Here is an 18,922-nt window from a genome sequence, read left to right on the forward strand (position 1 = left end):
ATTTATTGGTTTAAGGTTTTTAGAATTAGATTTGTATAGAATTCTGTTGGTGTTACACCTTTTTTACAGTCTGTTATAGTTATAAAGTGGTCTTTTAAAAAGTGTTGGTGTAAACTGCCGTCAATAATGGTGCTGGCTAAACTAGAAGGATATTTATATTTAGCATCTACCTCTAAAATCATGTCTTTAAATCTAGTTACAACCCGCTTATAGATTATAAAATAGCCATCTCTGTTTTCTTGGTCGACTTCTTTTGTTAAAAAGGATTTTGAGTTTTCGTTAATTATAATTTGATTAAGTAACTCTTCATTAATATGGCTGCAATTCGAATCTTGTTTTGTACTTCGGGTAAGAACTTCAACGGCTTTTAATAACTTTTCTTTTTTGTTAGAAATGTTGTGGGTTTCAAAAACTAGCTGGTATTCAATCCATGCCCAATACCACGATGTTAAGTATAGCAAAAGTTTGTGTTTGCTTTCAAAGTATCTATAAAGCGAACTTTCGTTCGAACCTATAGCCGTTCCTAGTTTTTTAAATGTAAAAGCATCAAAACCTATGTTGCTTATTAAAATGATACTGTGTTCTACAATGCGTTTTCCCAATTCGGAAGATTCTGGGTGTTTCACATATATTTTTTCAGGCACCGATATTTTTAAGTTCGATAGTAAGCTATTCATACTGCAATTATTTAATGTGCAAATATAATAGCAATACTATTAAAATAAAAAATAAAACTATTAGTTTTTTATATAAAAATTTACAGATATATTGAAAATAGGAATTAATTAATCGTGAAAAGCACTGTAAACACTGGCTTAATGGCAGTTCATGCTTCCAGAAACCATCTCGTTAATTGGGGCAGGAGAGATGTACGGAATGCCCAAACCTAAACCACGAAGAATAAAAAGAATACCAATAATGATAACAAAAACAGGAATTGCCTTATGTATTTTTTGGCGTACACTACCTTTTAAAAAATGTCCGAAATAAATAGCGGTTGTCATTAACGGTACCGTTCCAAGTCCAAAAACAAGCATATAGATACTTCCATTTAAAGCATTTCCGCCGGCAATAGCAGCAAAAAGAGCCATATAAACGAGTCCGCAAGGTAAAAAGCCATTAAGAAAACCAATGGTTAAAAAGGTGTCTAATGTTTTTTTCTTTAAGGCACTACCTAAAGCTGATTTTACCTTAGAAATGAGTTTATAAATAGGTTTCGAAAAATTATATTTATTAAATAAAGCTTGGGGAATTAATACAATTACAATCATTAAAACTCCAATTGTTATAGATAGTTGTTGCTGAAACCCAAAGATGTAGAGACTTCTTCCAATCAGCCCAAAAATAAGTCCAATAATGCTATACGATAACAATCTACCAATATGATAAATAGTTATTTGCGACACTTTTTTCAACGCATTTGTTCGGTCTACAGGTAGCATAAAGGCGATGGGTCCGCACATGCCAATGCAGTGAAAACTTCCTAAAAACCCTAAAACAAATGCCGAATAAAGCATATTAATAAATTATTGATTCTTTAAACAAATAAGAATTTCCGTTATATTGCCAATCAATTTTAATGTTCCATCGACCATCTACCAAACGGTTGTCAGGTATGAGCAAATAAGTTTTAGATATTGAAATAGCAGTATCAAAATCTAATTGTTTGTTAGATGGTCTATATAGGAACACATTTCCTGTTATTTTTGAAGGATCGAAATCTTTTGGAAACTGTATCAGTAACCCCGCGTCTGTTTTTTGGTAACTAATATTGTCGCTTAATTTTTTCGAATTCTTCAGTTTGTTTATATCGTTTTGGTACATTAATTCTTCACCATAATAGTCTTCCACAACCAAATCATGGTCGTATTTACTATTAAAATTCATAGAAATAACGAAGTACAGAATAAAGCTAATAAAGCCAATAAACGCTAATACAATACCAGTTCCCCAATTAATTTTCATAGTCTAAATGTTTTGTCAATTCCTTCCAAAAAAGGAATTTTATTATGTTTTTGGCATTCCCCTTTCAGGGTCGGGCTTTCGGCTATATCTTTTTTTCAAAAAGGATGCCGCCTCAATCCCTAATGCACCTATTTGCTAACTAATTTTCTAACCTCTATTAGAGTTGCCTATCTACAAATTTCAAATTTTAAAATGACACAAAAAGTAACTATTTCCGTAGAAAGAAACTTTATTTAAAACTTCGTGGTCCTAAAAAATTTGCCGTTGCTGTTTCTATTAAATTATCACCTTGGTAAACACCAATTTTTATTTTATTTCTGTCGCCCGATAGCGCCGAATTATTAATTTCCACAAAAAAAGTACCTTGGGCAATACCTTTACTAGGTACTAAAATACTATTACCAGTAGAAACCAGTTTTAAAGTTCCTTTATGCGATAACAATTTAAAACTCACATTTTCAATTTCCTTAGTGGTTTTGTTAACTAGTTTATAAGTAAATACGTTGCTAATTATATTGTTTTCTTTATGTTCAAATAATTGTCCGGGTAATCTTAATACAGAAGCTTCAACATCATTTCTTAAAAACAGCATGCCAGTAAGTAAGCCTGTTAAAATGACTAAAACTGCAATATATCCTTTTATTCTTGCTGTAAGTTTAAAGGGTGTTTTGTTACTTATATTTTCTTCACTTGCATATCGAATTAAACCTTTTGGAAGGTTTATACTTTCCATTATATGATCGCATTCGTCTATACAGGCGGTACAGTTTATACATTCTAACTGTGTACCATTTCTAATGTCAATTCCTGTGGGACACACATGAATACATTGTTTACAGTCAATACAATCGCCAAATCCTAAGGCTTTTCTATCTTCATTTTTTCTAAACTTCTTCCTGCCATTTTCTGCTTCTCCACGTTTATGGTCGTACGCCACAACAATAGATTTAGTATCTAAAAGAACCCCTTGTAATCTTCCGTAAGGACAAGCTATAATGCAAACTTGTTCTCTAAACCAAGCGAAAACAAAATAAAAAACAGCGGTAAAAATAAGTAACGACACTAGGGTGCTTACATGACTTAAAGGACCATCCTTAATATACTGTATAAGTTTATCGCTACCTATTAAATAGGCTAAAAACACATTGGCGATAACAAAAGAAATTATTAAAAAGACAATAAATTTTAATCCTTTTTTTCTAATTTTTTCAGCATTCCAGGGTTGTTTAGCTAATTTAATTTGTTTGCCTCTATCTCCTTCAATCCAATATTCTATGCGTCTAAAAACCATTTCCATAAAAATGGTTTGCGGACAAATCCAACCGCAGAAAATTCTACCAAATGCCACTGTAAAAAGTGTAATAAACACAACGCCAATAAGCATTGAGATTACAAAAAGATAAAAATCTTGTGGCCAAAACGGAAAACCAAAAATATTAAAGCGACGCTCTAAAACGTTAAACATTAAAAACTGGTTCCCGTTTATTTTTATAAAAGGAGCCAGAATTAAGAAGCCTAATAAAAAATAGCTAACTAGTTTTCTGTATTTGTAAAAGGTGCCACTAGGTTTTTTTGGAAATACCCATGCACGTTTCCCTTTTTCATCTATTGTCGCAATAGAATCTCTAAATACTTCGTTTTCTGGAGTTTCCATGAATAATTTTTAAAAAAGAACCAAGAATAAATAAAGAAAACCAAATCATTAAAACATTATTCTTGGTTCTTGGCAATAGTTTAATTTATGTTAGTTGATAAAGAGTCTGTTGTTGTGGTGGTCGTTTCTGTTGGTGCTGGCGTTGCATCTCCCCAAATATCGCCTTCTGCTTCTTTTGGATTTGCTGGCGTAGTACCTTGTAAACTTAATACATAGCTAGCTACTTGTGCAATTTGCGCTGGTTTTAATTGCGCTTTCCAAGCAATCATTCCTTTACCAGAACGTCCACCTTCAGAAACGGTTTTAAAAACGTTTTTAATACCGCCACCTAAAATCCAATGGTTGTCTGTTAAATTGGGTCCGATTCCACCTCCACCATCGGCCATATGGCAAGCAACACAATTGGTTTCAAAGATGCCTTTTCCTGCACTTAAATCCGCAGCATCTGTTAATAATTCTACAGTATTAAAGTCCACCAAATCTTTTGCTGTTTTTTTGTATTCTTCAACAGCGATTTTCGCTTGTGCTAATTCGGTTTCTAGCTCATCTATTTGCGTAGGGCCACTAAATACATGAAATCTTAAAAGATAAATAGCAGCAAATACTATGGAAGCATAAAATCCCCATACCCACCATGGCGGTAAGTTGTTGTCTAATTCTTTAATGCCATCGTAATTATGATCTAGAATAATTTCATCTTCTTCTTCAATAGGTTTTGTGGTACCTACTAATTTGTTATAGATATTTTTAATCCATGTAAACTGATAGCTTTTTTCTTTTTCAGCTAAAAAACGTGCTTTAGCTTCTTCGTCTAATTTTTGAAGCATCACATTTTCTAACGCACCCACAATGGCTTCAATGGCAATTAGGATTAATAGAACCAACAAAAGAAAAAGTAATACAGCTGGATATTTTATAAATGCGGGTTGATTACCAGAATCGATAACGTATTCTACAACTCCGAAAATGATAAAGAATACTATGGGTACTCTTACCCAAGATGGAATTAAATTTCTCATAATATTTGGTCGTTTTGATTGTCTAATGGAAGGTTGCTAACAGTTTTTATATACTCTTTTTTGGCTGTAAATACCCACCAAAAAAGAATTACAAAAAATGTGAAAAATATGAGTAATGAAATAATTGGGTAAATTTCTATACCATCAATACTATCCATATAACCTTTTACAAATTTCAACATAATTCTAAATTTTAACGGTTAATTTTCAGCTGTTTCTACTTTTATATCGGTGCCCAAACGCTGTAAATAAGCTATTACAGCAACTATCTCACGATTTTTCATTTCAACAAAACTCTCACCATTTTCTGCAGCATATTTTTTATCTGCTTCGTAAGCATTTACAAAATCAGGATCTGCGTATAAATTTTGTTCTATTAAAGTGCCCTGTGCCAGCATATTTGCTTGTGCATTGGTAATTTCTTCGTCTGAATAAGGAACACCAAGAGCCACCATGGTTTTCATTTTGGCTTCGGTTTGCGACTTGTCTAACTCATTTTTAATTAACCATTGGTAACGAGGCATTATAGAACCCGATGAGGTGCTTTGCGGATCGTACATGTGGTTAAAGTGCCAGTTGTCTGAGTATTTGCCTCCTACGCGGTGTAAGTCTGGACCGGTACGTTTACTTCCCCATAAAAATGGATGGTCGTAAACATATTCACCCGCTTTAGAGTACTCGCCATAGCGTTCTACTTCACTTCTAAAAGGGCGTATCATTTGTGAGTGACAGCTAACACATCCTTCACGGATATAGATATCACGCCCTTCTAATTCTAAAGGTGTATAGGGTTTAACGCTTGCAATTGTTGGAATGTTCGATTTTACCATAATGGTTGGTACAATTTGAACAACACCTCCAATTAAAATAGCTACAGTTGCTAATATAGTTAGTTGCACGGGTCTGCGCTCTAACCATGTATGCCATCCTTCACCTTTAGTGCGTTTGTTAGTAACACGTTCTAATGCAGGGGCTTCGGCTAATTCGTCTTCTACCTTACTTCCGTTTTTAATAGTTACAATTATATTGTAAACCAATATAAACATACCTGCTATGTATAACGTACCACCTATAGCACGCATCCAGTACATTGGCATTATTTCGGCAACTGTTTCCAAGAAATTTCCATAAGTTAAAGTTCCGTCAGGATTAAATTGTTTCCACATACTTGCCTGAGTAAAACCAGCAACGTACATAGGAAGCGCGTACATAATGATACCTAAGGTACCTAACCAGAAATGTAAATTAGCCAACCCTACAGAATATAGTTTGGTTTTAAATAATCTTGGAATTAAATAATATATAATACCAAATGCCATAAAGCCATTCCAAGCCAATGCACCAACGTGTACGTGCGCAATAATCCAATCGGTAAAGTGGGCAATAGCGTTTACGTTCTTTAATGATAGGGTAGGACCTTCAAACGTTGCCATACCATATCCGGTGATGGCTACTACTAAAAATTTTAAAACAGGATCAATACGTACTTTATCCCAGGCTCCACGAAGGGTTAATAAACCATTAATCATACCACCCCAAGAAGGCATTAATAACATTACTGAGAAAGCTACACCTAAATTTTGCGCCCATTCTGGTAAAGCCGTATATAATAAGTGATGAGGTCCAGCCCAGATATAGATAAAAATTAAAGACCAGAAGTGTACAATAGAAAGTCTATAAGAATAAACAGGTCTGTTAGCCGCTTTAGGTACAAAATAGTACATTAAACCTAAAAAAGGAGTAGTTAAAAAGAATGCCACCGCATTGTGTCCATACCACCATTGTACCAAGGCATCTTGTACACCGGCATACACCGAGTAACTTTTCATGGCACTAACAGGAAGTTCTAAACTATTAAAAATATGAAGCACTGCAACAGTTACAAAGGTGGCGATATAAAACCAAATGGCTACATATAAATGACGCTGTCTTCTTTTTAAAATGGTCCAAATCATGTTAACACCGAAAACAACCCAAATGAGTGCAATAGCAATATCGATTGGCCATTCTAATTCTGCGTATTCCTTAGAACTGGTATAACCTAGCGGTAAACTTATCGCAGCGGCAACAATAATAAGTTGCCATCCCCAGAAGTTTATATTACTTAAAAGATCGCTCGCCATGCGCGCCTTTAACAATCTTTGTAAAGAGTAATAAATACCTGCAAACATAGCATTGCCCACAAATGCAAAAATAACAGCGTTGGTGTGTAGCGGTCGTAATCTACCAAAACTTAGCCATGAAATTCCATCGGTTAAATTTGGGAATAAAAACATAAAAGCCAGTAGTAATCCTACCGACATTCCCACCACTCCAAAAACTATTGTTGCATAGATGAATTTTGTAACGATTTTATTATCGTAATGAAATTGTTGCATTTCCATAGTTGTAAATATTAATCTTTATTGGTTAGTATTGATTTTTCTGGTTTTTTTGATTTTTCTTTAACGAGTTCGTCTTCAAACAACATTCTTACAGACGGGGTATAACTATCATCAAACTGTCCGCTTTTTACAGCTAAAATAAAAGCTATAAAAAACACAACAGCCACAATAATGCTTATGGTTAATAAAACGTAAATAACACTCATACCTACTTGAAGTTAAGCTTCAAAATTACTTTCATAGTTTAGTCTAAAATATGACAAATGTCATATTTTTTGTTTTTAGTATATGTCACAAATGTTACTCTAAATTACGACATAATATATTTGTTGTTATCGTGGTGAATGCTACAATGCTAATGGAGCTTAATGGCATTAATATAGCGGCGACCACAGGTGATAATTGACCAGTTACAGCAAAATATAACCCGATGATATTATATATAAATGACAGTACAAAACTCCATTTAATAACTGTTATGGCTGTTTTTGATGTTTTAATGTAATTATATAATTGGTTAAATTTTGAAGCGTCTAAAATAGCATCACAGGCAGGAGAAAAAACATTCACATTTTCTGAAATCACCACCCCAACGTTGCTTTGTGCTAAAGCGCCGGCGTCGTTTAAACCATCGCCAATCATAAGTACTTGAGCGCCTTCTGTTTGGTGGTATTTTATATATTCCAATTTATCTTCTGGCTTTTGGTTAAAAAGTAATTTGGTTTTTGTGGGTAGTAATTTAGTTAAATTTTCTTTTTCTCCTTCATTGTCACCAGAAAGAATGGCCAAGTCGTATTCTTTTTTTAGGGTATTAAATAAATGGGAAAGTCCTTTTCGATAAGCGTTATAAAATGTAAACTTTCCTTTGTATTGGTTGTTTGTACTAACATGAACAGTGGTATTTAGCGTTGAAACTTCAGAAGTATTACCAACAAATGGCGCCGAACCAATTTTTATATTTTGGTTATTGTATTTGGCTTCAATACCTTGTCCTAAATGTTCCTGGTAAGTATCTAATGTAAGAATATCATGTTCGTCGAGCAGTTTATAAAGCGATCTACTTAACGGATGGTTCGATCCACGCAAAGTGCTTTTTAGCAAGGATTCTTCATGGTTTGAAAGTTTTAATCCTTCGTAACTTATGCTTGTTTCTTTATTGGCGGTTATAGTACCGGTCTTATCAAAAATGATGGTGTTTATTTTAGCTAATTGTTCTATAACACTGGCGTTTTTTAAATAAAACTTTTTCTTACCAAGAATGCGTAATACATTTCCAAAAGTAAAAGGTGCTGCCAGCGCTAAGGCACAGGGGCATGCAATAATTAATACCGATGTAAAAACGTTAAGTGCTTTGCTAGAATCTGCAAATAACCAATAGGTTGTGGCTATAAAAGCGATAATTAAAATACTAATTGTGAAACGTTTGCTTATTTGGTTCGTGATGTTTGTAAACGCTAAAGATTTATCCTTTTTAAAAACATCGTTACTCCAAAGCTGTGTGAGGTAACTTTGTTCTACAGATTTTAAAACGTCTACTTCAATACTTCCTTCTAATTGTTTTCCTCCCGCAAATAATTTGTCGCCAGATTGTTTCGAAACGGTTTTAGATTCGCCTGTTACAAAACTGTAATCTATTTTAGCTTTTCCTTTTATTAAAATGCAATCTACAGGGATTAATTCTTCATTGCGTATTAACAGACGGTCGCCTTTTTCGATATCGTAAACTTGAATAGATTCTTCGCTACCATCGTGATTTATTTTTGTAATTCCGATAGGGAAATACGATTTATAATCACGTTCAAAAGATAAAAAGGAATAGGTTTTTTGCTGAAAAAACTTCCCTAACAGCAAAAAGAAAATTAATCCGGTTAAACTATCAAAGAAACCAGAGCCTAAATCGAGAATAATTTCTATAGTACTTCTTATGAATAAAACCGTAACGCCTAATGCGATAGGGACATCAATATTTAAAATGTTGGAACGGAGCCCTTTGAAAGCCGAAATAAAATAATCTTGACTGGAATAAAAAACAACAGGTACCGAAAACGCGAACATAAGCCATCTAAACATAGGTTTAAATTGCTCGAGCCAAAATTCGCCCACTTGAAAATATTCTGGAAACGATAAAAACATCACATTCCCAAATGCAAATCCAGCAATTCCTAATTTGTAGATTAAGGACCGGTCAATATGTTTTTTTCCAACACTGTAATCGTCTAAACTAATAAAAGGTTCGTAGCCAATTCTGCTTAAAAGTTCTACAAGATTTTTTAAAGTAAGCGTAGTAGAATTAAAAGTAACCCGAACCGTTTTTTTGCCGAAGTTTACCGTAGAAGCATTAATAGAAGGATGTAATTTATTCAGATTTTCTAAAATCCAAATGCAAGAACTACAATGAATATGCGGAATGTAAAGCGTTATTATTTGAGTTTCACCATCATTAAATTCCAGTAATTGCTCAATAATTTTGCTGTTCTCTAAAAAGTTGTATTTGCCTTCAATGTCTTTTGGCGTTGCACCTGGGGTTTGCTGTAAATCGTAATAGCATGTTAAATCGTTCTCAGAAAATATTTCGTAAACCGTTTTACAGCCATTACAACAAAATGGTTTGCCATCAAAAGTAATGTTAGACGTAGATGCGTCTAAACCACAATGAAAACAAGAGTCTTTACTCATTTATTATTTGCTCAATTTTACCTGCAACAAAAATAAAAATGTTGTTGTTAATAAATATGATATTTATCATGTTTTGTTTATTTTTACACCGCTTCAATAATAAGGTATGATTATAATTAAGCGATGCGGTAATTGCCCAAATAAAAGTTATAACAATAGGTTTTACGATGCACTACTGACTATTATTAATTCTAAAAAGAGTCTGTTTTAATGTTAGAAAACGAAAAAGATATTTTTAATGTACTTTTTGCTTCAGTATCTGAAGGGGTAGTTGTAGTTGATCATAAGCAGATTATTGTACTTACAAATGCATCGGCCGAAAAAATGTTTGGTTATACTAAAGAGGAGCTTGAGGGTAAGGAACTTAATATTTTAATACCTCAAAAATACCATGCAGGTCATGGGACTCATTTTGAAGGTTTTGTAAAGCATCAAGAGAGTAGGCAAATGGGACGCGGACGCGATTTGTATGGAGCTCGAAAAGATGGGAGTGTTTTTCCTGTAGAAGCAGGATTAAATCCGTTAAATATTAATGGTCAGTCTTACATTATGGCGCTGGTTATTGATATTACTATAAGAAAACAACAAGAAGAGCAGTTAAAAATATTAAATACCGAGCTTGAAAATAAGGTTAACGAACGTACTCAAGCATTAAGTAATATGGTTTCAGAACTTCAAAAGGTAAATATTGAAAGAGACGCCGAAATTAAAAAACGTATTGAGGCTCAAAATGAAATAAACAGTGCGCTAAAAAAAGAGAAGGAACTTAATGAGTTAAAAACTAAGTTTTTGTCGTTAGTGTCTCACGAATTTAAAACTCCGTTAAGTGGAATTTTAACCTCCGCCATGTTATTGGGGAAATATAAACAAACAGACCAGCAGGATAAGCGCGACAAACACGTAAAAACCATTACGGATAAAGTACATTATTTAAACAATATTTTAAACGATTTTTTATCTATTGAAAAATTAGAGACTGGAAAAATTAATTATAAATTCAACAATTTTAAGTTAAGTAAAGTAGTAAACGAAGTGGTATATAACGCCAACATGCTATTAAAAGAAGGTCAAAAAATTAATTACCCAGAAAATATTGATGAGATGTCGCTGTTTCAAGATGAAAAAATCGTGGAATTGGCATTATCTAATCTGGTACATAATGCTATTAAATATTCATCTGAAAACACGGTAGTAGATATAAAAGTAAAGCAAGATGAAAACATGACCACTTTTATAATTTCAGATAATGGTATTGGTATACCGTTGAATGATCAAAAAAGTATCTTTAACCGTTATTTCAGAGCAGAAAATGCTTTGCTTACTCAAGGCACGGGCATAGGCTTAAATATTGTAAAAAGTCATTTAGAGAATTTAGGAGGCAGCATTCACTTTGTGAGTGAAGAAAATAAAGGAAGCACATTTACCATCATGTTACCAAATAAAGCAACCCAATGAAAAAAATTTTATTGATAGAAGACGATGTTATTCTTAGAGAAAATACCGCAGAGTTATTAGAATTATCTAATTACCAGGTTATAACTGCGGCGAATGGCAAAATTGGTTTAGAAACGGCATTAAATGTGGTGCCAGACATTATTGTTTGCGATATTATGATGCCTCAGTTAGATGGATATGGTGTTTTAGAAGGGCTTTCTCATAAAGAAAAAACAAAACATATCCCTTTTATATTTCTATCAGCAAAGACCGAGCGGAAAGATGTTAGGAAAGGAATGGATTTGGGAGCCGACGATTATATTACTAAACCATTTGAAGAAGAAGAACTTTTAAGTGCTATTGAAAGTCGTTTAGCAAAAGCAGAAATATTAAAAGATTTAAGAGAAAAAGAAGACGATGTTAAGGAAGTTGAACCCGAATTAAGATCGTTAAATGATCTTAAGAATTTCTTTGATGATCATGGAAAGTCGGTAAATTTTTCTGAAGGTGAAATTATTTATGAAGAAGGGCAAAATTCTAATTACATTTATTTGGTGTCTAAAGGACTTGTTAAATGTAATAAGTTAGATGAACAAGGTAAAGAACTTACCACGGCCTTACATCAAGAAGACGATTTATTTGGGTATACCTCTTTTACTCAAAATATACCGTATCAAGAAACAGCAACTGCAGTAAAAGAAACCACTTTAGTAGCGATTTCTAAAAACGATCTTAAAGATATTCTTAGCAATAATCATCAGGTAACTTTAGAGTTAATACAAATGATAACCAACGATTTAACGGGTGTTAAAGATCAGTTATTACATATGGCTTACAGTTCTGTAAAAAAACGAACAGCAAATACAATTCTTAAATTTGCTGAAAAATTAAACAGAAAACCAGATGAAGCCATTAGGATATCTCGTAACGATTTGGCTGGGGTTGCAGGAATTGCCACAGAAAGTTTAATAAGAACCTTGTCTGGTTTCAAAGATTTGGGTATCATAGAAATAGAAGGCAGAAATATTAGGATTTTAGACATCCATCAGCTGCAACAAATCAACTAATTTTCACATTTAGGGGTGAAACATGATATTGGTCATATATCATTTAGCTTCATGCTTTTACTTTTGTTTTTTAGAAGACAAAACAGGAATGAAGAATATTTTAATCCCTACAGATTTTTCTGAAAACTCGTGGAATGCCATTGAATATGCGCTCCGGTTTTTCAGTAAATCGACATGTAATTTTTATTTATTACATGTTAATACTGTAGCCGATTGCGAACGTTTTGAAACAGTTCAGAACGCATCAAAAGTAGTTCTCCCAGAGGTGAGTTCTAAACCAACTAAAAAACTATTACAAGATACCATTAAGCGGATAAATAAATTAGGGCTAAGTGGTAATCATAGATTTTTTACCCTAACAGATAGCATGTACATGATTAGCTCCATTAGGAGGCATGTGGTAGAAAAGCGCATCGATTTAATAGTTATGGGAACCAAAGGCGCCTCCGATTTAGAAAAATTAGCCATTGGAAGTAATACAGGCGATGTTATTACCAAAGTAAAATGTACTACCTTAATTGTACCAGAAAACGCCACGTTTAACGTGCCAAAAGAAATTGTATTCCCCACAGATTTTTCTATATTTTATCCCACCGAAACCTTACAACCTATTACAGATATTATAGAAGCGCACAAATCGGTGGTTCGGGTGTTACACGTAAATAAAGGAGCAGAACTAAACGACGAGCAGCAAAAAAACAAAGAGTATTTAGACGATTATTTTAGCAATCACGAACATAGTTTTCATTTTCTAACTAATAAGTATATTGAAGATGCTGTCCAGAAATTTGTAGATAGCCAAGGGATAAATCTTATAACCATGTTGGCAAAGAATTTAAATTATTTTCAAAAAATATTATTTCATCCTACTGTAAAAGAAATTAGTTACTATAAAAACATTCCTTTTTTAGTATTGCACTAATTCAATATTTACATAGCCTATTCAATAATTTTATTTAATTTTACAAAACTTCAAAAAGTTAGTATGGGTAAATGTGAACAATGCATCATAAAACAATTTAACGCTCTAAAATCTTTATCAAAAGAAGAACTCGTTCGGATTTCGAATTGCAAAACAACACGGGTTATAAAAAAAGGTGAAGTAATTTTCGAAGAGGGCGAAATAATTAACGGTGTGTATTGCGTTAAAGATGGAATTTGTAAGCTTTCAAAATTAAGTGAAAATGGTAAAGACCAGATAGTTAAAATGGTTGTTAAAGGACAATTAATTGGTCAACGCTCATTAATCACAGAAGAAGCTTCAAATTTACAAGCCGTAGCTTTAAACGATATGGAGGTTTGTTTTATACCACGACATGAAATAATTAACGATTTACAAACCAATCCGAGATTTTCATACGATGTGTTAAAAGAAATGGCCCACGATTTAAAGGAAGCAGATGATATTATTGTAAATATGGCGCAAAAATCTGTTAGACAACGTTTAGCAGAAACGTTGGTGTATATTCAAGAGAGTTTTGGTGTGAATCCAGATAAAACGTTAAGTGTTTTGTTGTCGCGCGAAGATTTTGCAAATATTGTTGGTACTGCTACCGAATCGGCAATTCGAGTGTTATCTCAGTTTAAAAAAGAAGGTCTAATTTCGATAATTGGAAAACAAATTAGAATAGACGACGTAGAAGGACTAAAACGTGTAGAATAGTACGCAAGTATAAGTAGTTCAGGACACGTTATAGAAAAAATTAATAATTCCTTAGCATTTTTTGACGAAAAATAAAGTATTTTTAGCTTGCTATGAAAGACAAGAATACTTTAAGAAAAGGTTTTGTATTTAAAAAATACGAAGCGCCAAACCAGTCGCCGTTCGATAAATTATTCGATATTTTCAAGGAACTAATCACACACACTTCGGGTGATTTTGATGAAGCCATAAGTTGGTTGCGCGAATTAGATAAAGAATACAAGCTTACCACACCAGAGTATACCATCGACGATTTTATTGAAGATCTTAAAGCGAAAGGCTACATTAGAGAAGAAATAGATCCCGATGGAAAAGGAGCAATGGCTATTACTTCAAAAACCGAACGCGCCATTAGGCAACAAGCTCTAGATCAAATATTTGGTAAGATTAAACGTAGCGGACAAGGAAACCATAAAAGCAAAAGCCCTGGCCTTGGTGATGAACATACAGGCGATTTTCGCGCGTATCAATTCGGGGATAGTTTAGATAAAGTTTCGGTTACTGAAAGTTTAAAAAACGCACAAATTAATCACGGAATCGGTGATTTTAAATTGTCTGAAGACGATTTGGTCGTTGAAGAAACTTTGCATAAATCACAAATGAGTACTGTTTTGATGATTGATATAAGTCACAGTATGATTTTATATGGCGAAGATCGAATAACACCAGCCAAAAAAGTAGCTATGGCATTAGCCGAATTGATAACTACCCGATACCCAAAAGATACGCTCGATATTATAGTTTTTGGTAATGATGCTTGGCAAATAGAAATAAAGGATTTACCCTATTTAAAAGTAGGACCCTATCACACCAATACCGTGGCAGGTTTACAATTAGCCATGGATATATTACGACGAAAACGTAATACCAACAAGCAAATATTCATGATTACAGACGGGAAACCAAGCTGTTTGCGATTGCCCGATGGACAGTACTACAAAAATAGTAATGGGTTAGATAAGCACATTGTAAATAAATGCTACGTTATGGCGCAACAAGCCAGAAGATTACATATTCCAATTACAACGTTTATGATTGCGCAAGACAGTTACTTAATGCGGTTTGTTCGCGAATTTACCTATGCAAATCAAGGAAAGGCGTTTTATACCGGACTAAAAGGTTTGGGTGAAATGATCTTTGAAGATTATGAAACCAATAGAAAAAAGAGAATTAGAGGCTAAATAGATTTGATTAGAAAACCAAAAATCAAGACAAAATTAAAATTGAAAATGAAAATAGAAAATATAAAAACACTTGGCGAATTAAAAGTGGTGGGTTATCAATCAAAGTCAATAAAAGACGAGTTAAGAGATAATTTAATTCAGAAAATAAAAAATAAAGAGACCACTTTTGAAGGCGTTCATGGTTATGAAAATACCGTGATTCCAGAATTGGAGCGCGCTATTTTATCACGTCATAATATTAATCTTTTAGGACTTCGTGGTCAGGCAAAAACGCGTTTAGCGCGGTTAATGCTTAATTTGTTAGATGAATATATTCCCGTAGTAGATGGTTCTGAAATAAATGACGATCCTTTTAAACCTATTTCCAGATATGCCAAAGAGCTTATAAAAGAAAAAGGCGATCAAACACCTATCTATTGGTTACATAGAAGTGAGCGTTTTGCCGAAAAACTGGCAACACCAGATGTAACAGTTGCAGATATTATAGGAGATGTAGATCCTATTAAAGCTGCTAATTTAAAATTGAATTATGCCGATGACAGGGTCATACATTACGGTATGATTCCCAGAGCAAATCGTTGTATTTTCGTAATAAACGAGTTGCCAGATTTACAGGCTAGAATACAAGTGGCCTTGTTTAATATTTTACAAGAAGGCGATATCCAAATTCGAGGGTTTAAGTTGCGGTTACCACTCGATATTCAGTTTTTGTTTACGGCAAATCCAGAAGATTATACCAATCGAGGCAGTATCGTAACACCACTTAAAGATAGAATTGGTTCTCAAATTTTAACACATTATCCTGTAGATATTGAAACGGCACGTTTAATTACAGAACAAGAAGCTAAAGTGTTAGAGAGTCAAACCGCCACAGTAAATGTACCAGATTTGGCTAAAGATTTACTAGAGCAAATTGTGTTTGAAGCCAGAGAAAGCGAATATATAGATGCTAAAAGCGGTGTGAGCGCCAGATTAAGCATCACAGCATTCGAAAATTTGCTAAGCACTGCAGAGCGTCGTGCATTAAAATCGGGCGACGAAAACACGGTGGTTCGTTTAAGCGATTTTGTTGGGATTATCCCATCCATTATCGGTAAAGTAGAACTTGTTTATGAAGGCGAACAAGAAGGAGCTGCTGTAGTGGCCTATAATTTAATAGGAGAAGCTGTTAAAAGTTTATTCGAAGAGTTTTTTCCAAAAATTGAAAAGTTGAAAAAACAAGAAGACGAGAGTCCTTACGACGACCTAGTGTCTTGGTTTTTTAATCAAAAAGATGGCTTCGAACTCATGGATGATTTTAATGATGAAGAATATAAAAATACCCTCGATGCCATTCCGCCATTAGAGGATTTATTACAAGAATATCAACCAGATTTAATTCAACAAGATCGGTATTTTGTTAAAGAATTCTTGTTGTGGTCTTTAGTAGAATTTAAATTGTTAAGTAAATATAGATTTACAGAAGGAACCCATTTTAAAGACCCATATGGGAGTTTTATTAGCGGAATTTGAACCAATAATATAAAAAAAATTAGGGTGATTTTTTAAAAATTTAATAGTTAAGTCTTAATTAACAAGTAATATGATATAATTAGGGGTCATTAGCAGCATAATCAAGGTTTTAAATAGGAACTGCCAAAAGGCAGTTCCTATTTTTTTTGTAACTTCGGGAATATAGTTCAAGGTGTTTTGTAAGTTATACATTACACAAATTGTTTAATTAAATTATTTCTCGAAAACTTAATATGAGCCAAAAAGACAGTTACAAACAACATGATATAAAACTTCTATCTTTTGATATTGACAATACATTAATAGACTTTAATACCCTAAAAAGTAACTTCACTAAAATATGGAAAAAATACAGTGCTGACACAGATGTTCTCTTAACTTATAATACAGGACGTTTAATAGATGACACACTAAATTTAATAAAAAAAGGTGTTTTGCCCGAACCAAATTATATTATATCGGGTGTTGGAACTCATATTTATGATTATAACAACAAACAAGTATTAAAAGAATTTAACGATGTTCTTGATGATGGTTGGGATTTACAGGCTGTAGAAAATGTAATTCAAAATATAAAACACCCCATTAGCGAGCAACCTAGAAAGTATCAACATTCTTACAAACGAAGTTATTTTTTTTATGATGCTACTCCAGAGCTTATTACAAGTATCGAGCAGGGTTTTGTCGAGGCTAATATGCATATAAATGTGGTTTATTCTGGAGAAAAGTTTTTAGATATTCTACCAAAATGGGCAAATAAAGGCAATGCATTACAATGGCTTTTAAAAAAACTCGATTTAGATGCAAGTAATGTTTTAGTAGCTGGCGATAGCGGAAATGATGCTGCAATGTTTGGAATTAAAGATATTAAAGGAATCGTAGTCGCTAACACGCATGAAGAACTTTATAAATTTACCAAACACCGACAAGTGTATCATTCTGAAGGTATTTTTGGTGATGGTATTGTTGAAGGGTTGATTTACTACGGAATATTACCTGAGCATGCTGGAGTTAACAACCTTGTAGATCATGCTGAAGACTTTTTTATTCAACAGGAATTAAATAACATAGCAGCCGAAGATGAAGATGAAAAAATAGCCTTAATAAAAGAAGGTTATAAGAAGGCGGTAGAAGCGTTAAAGAAGAATATAACCCCGCTTGGGTTTTCAGCCTGCTCCATAAAAGATAATGTGCCAAATGGTACAGACGAGAATTATCATAGCGTATGGGCTAGAGATGGCGCAATAACCGTTATTGGGTCGTTACCGCTTATACACGATAAAGAAATACATCAATGCCAGCGACAAACGCTTTTAACTTTATTCGAACATATTTCACGTAATGGACAAATTCCATCTAACGTTCGCATTAAAGATAATGTGCCAGATTACTCTGGTGTTGGTGGTATTTGTTCCATAGATAGCGGTATTTGGGTGGTTATTGCATTTTACGAATATGTTAACGTTACTAACGACATAGATTTTCTTAGAGAACATATTTCGAATATAAAAGAAACCATGCGATGGTTGGGTGCGCACGATAGTAATAATGATGCGTTGTTAGAAATACCAGAAGCGGGAGATTGGACCGATTTATTTGGCGGAAGCTATAATATTTTATATGACGAAATACTTTGGTATCGTGCTAATGTATGTTTTGGGCGCATGCTTGAAATGTTGGGCGATTACGAAGAAGCTGGTGAATATATAAGATGGTCGCAGGTTATTAAAAAGGAAATATTAGAAAATTTTTGGCCATCAACACAACAGAAATTATTTTCGGGAGTATCCTTTGCGGAGCGCCAATTTACTTTAGGGGATACACCTTATTTGATCGCACAAACCACACCGTTCGATTTTAGTTGGCGCTGTGATGTGTTAGGAAATGTTTTAGCCTTTTTGCATGGCGCTGTCGATGCCGAAAAAGCACATCAAACCCTCAAATTTATGCTTGGGGTTGGGGTTAACAGTCCTTTTCCTGTTTCCAACGTCTACCCCGTGGTAACACCAGGCGACCCAGATTGGAGACCTTATTACACCGTTAATTTATTGAATTTACCCCATCATTATCATAATGGTGGTATTTGGCCTTTTGTAGGTGGATTTTGGGTGAAGTATATTAATAAATTAGGACTTAAAGATGTTGCTATTTCAGAATTACATAAACTGGCTTTAATAAATAAAGAAGGCTTGATTGAAGAATGGGAATTTACAGAATGGGCACATGGTACTACCGGAAGGGCCATGGGGAAAGCATATCAGGCCTGGTCTGCCGCACAGTATATTTCTGCTTGTCACGATTTAAAAATAATTAATAAATAACATA

Annotated in this window: 16 protein-coding genes; 7 read left to right on the forward strand and 9 right to left on the reverse strand. The window is 33.7% G+C overall.

Features of this window, described 5'->3' with window-relative positions; translation table 11 throughout:
- Window positions 1-2 precede the first annotated feature (2 nt).
- The 9 genes from ACFQ0I_RS14395 to ACFQ0I_RS14435 form a co-directional block, all read right to left on the reverse strand.
- Window positions 3-677, reverse strand: coding sequence for a TetR/AcrR family transcriptional regulator (locus ACFQ0I_RS14395; RefSeq protein WP_379943432.1), 675 nt, complete (start codon window positions 675-677; stop codon window positions 3-5).
- A gap of 138 nt (window positions 678-815) precedes the next feature.
- Complete coding sequence (locus tag ACFQ0I_RS14400; protein WP_379943434.1) at window positions 816-1,517, reverse strand: sulfite exporter TauE/SafE family protein; 702 nt, start codon at window positions 1,515-1,517, stop codon at window positions 816-818.
- A gap of 1 nt (window position 1,518) precedes the next feature.
- Entirely contained in the window at window positions 1,519-1,965 is a 447-nt protein-coding gene (locus tag ACFQ0I_RS14405; protein WP_379943436.1) for a FixH family protein, read from the reverse strand.
- Between the two features lie 229 nt (window positions 1,966-2,194).
- Entirely contained in the window at window positions 2,195-3,619 is a 1,425-nt protein-coding gene (ccoG, locus tag ACFQ0I_RS14410; RefSeq protein WP_379943438.1) for a cytochrome c oxidase accessory protein CcoG, read from the reverse strand.
- Between the two features lie 80 nt (window positions 3,620-3,699).
- Window positions 3,700-4,638, reverse strand: a complete 939-nt coding sequence (locus ACFQ0I_RS14415; RefSeq protein ID WP_379943440.1) for a cbb3-type cytochrome c oxidase N-terminal domain-containing protein — start codon at window positions 4,636-4,638, stop codon at window positions 3,700-3,702.
- The gene (locus ACFQ0I_RS14420) at window positions 4,635-4,820 is read right to left on the reverse strand and encodes a CcoQ/FixQ family Cbb3-type cytochrome c oxidase assembly chaperone (RefSeq protein WP_379943442.1); all 186 of its coding nucleotides are present in this window, start codon (window positions 4,818-4,820) and stop codon (window positions 4,635-4,637) included. The genes ACFQ0I_RS14415 and ACFQ0I_RS14420 overlap by 4 nt, the downstream gene beginning before the upstream one ends.
- Window positions 4,821-4,838: 18 nt before the next feature.
- Window positions 4,839-7,022, reverse strand: a complete 2,184-nt coding sequence (gene ccoN, locus ACFQ0I_RS14425; RefSeq protein WP_379943444.1) for a cytochrome-c oxidase, cbb3-type subunit I — start codon at window positions 7,020-7,022, stop codon at window positions 4,839-4,841.
- A gap of 11 nt (window positions 7,023-7,033) precedes the next feature.
- The gene (gene ccoS / locus ACFQ0I_RS14430) at window positions 7,034-7,228 is read right to left on the reverse strand and encodes a cbb3-type cytochrome oxidase assembly protein CcoS (protein WP_379943446.1); all 195 of its coding nucleotides are present in this window, start codon (window positions 7,226-7,228) and stop codon (window positions 7,034-7,036) included.
- 94 nt (window positions 7,229-7,322) lie between these two features.
- Window positions 7,323-9,698, reverse strand: a complete 2,376-nt coding sequence (locus ACFQ0I_RS14435) for a heavy metal translocating P-type ATPase (RefSeq protein ID WP_379943448.1) — start codon at window positions 9,696-9,698, stop codon at window positions 7,323-7,325.
- Window positions 9,699-9,908: 210 nt separating this feature from the next.
- Here ACFQ0I_RS14435 and ACFQ0I_RS14440 point away from each other — a divergent pair, with 210 nt between their 5' ends.
- From ACFQ0I_RS14440 to ACFQ0I_RS14470, 7 genes are all read left to right on the forward strand, one after another.
- A complete protein-coding gene (locus tag ACFQ0I_RS14440) occupies window positions 9,909-11,153 on the forward strand; it encodes a PAS domain-containing sensor histidine kinase (protein ID WP_379943449.1) in 1,245 nt (414 codons plus the stop codon).
- Window positions 11,150-12,199, forward strand: a complete 1,050-nt coding sequence (locus ACFQ0I_RS14445; protein WP_379943451.1) for a response regulator — start codon at window positions 11,150-11,152, stop codon at window positions 12,197-12,199. Before ACFQ0I_RS14440 ends, ACFQ0I_RS14445 begins: the two co-directional genes overlap by 4 nt.
- Window positions 12,200-12,287: 88 nt before the next feature.
- Window positions 12,288-13,121, forward strand: coding sequence for a universal stress protein (locus ACFQ0I_RS14450; RefSeq protein ID WP_379943453.1), 834 nt, complete (start codon window positions 12,288-12,290; stop codon window positions 13,119-13,121).
- 63 nt (window positions 13,122-13,184) lie between these two features.
- Window positions 13,185-13,862, forward strand: a complete 678-nt coding sequence (locus tag ACFQ0I_RS14455) for a Crp/Fnr family transcriptional regulator (protein WP_379943455.1) — start codon at window positions 13,185-13,187, stop codon at window positions 13,860-13,862.
- A 92-nt stretch (window positions 13,863-13,954) separates the two neighbouring features.
- Window positions 13,955-15,082 (forward strand): vWA domain-containing protein, encoded by a 1,128-nt coding sequence (locus ACFQ0I_RS14460; RefSeq protein ID WP_379943457.1) that lies wholly within the window; start codon window positions 13,955-13,957, stop codon window positions 15,080-15,082.
- A 48-nt stretch (window positions 15,083-15,130) separates the two neighbouring features.
- Window positions 15,131-16,597 (forward strand): magnesium chelatase, encoded by a 1,467-nt coding sequence (locus ACFQ0I_RS14465; RefSeq protein WP_379943459.1) that lies wholly within the window; start codon window positions 15,131-15,133, stop codon window positions 16,595-16,597.
- 233 nt (window positions 16,598-16,830) lie between these two features.
- Window positions 16,831-18,918, forward strand: coding sequence for an HAD-IIB family hydrolase (locus tag ACFQ0I_RS14470; RefSeq protein WP_379943461.1), 2,088 nt, complete (start codon window positions 16,831-16,833; stop codon window positions 18,916-18,918).
- The last annotated feature ends 4 nt before the right edge of the window (window positions 18,919-18,922 follow it).

The sequence above is a fragment of the Mariniflexile aquimaris genome (assembly GCF_042676825.1).
In the GTDB taxonomy this organism is placed as follows: Bacteria; Bacteroidota; Bacteroidia; order Flavobacteriales; family Flavobacteriaceae; genus Mariniflexile; species Mariniflexile aquimaris.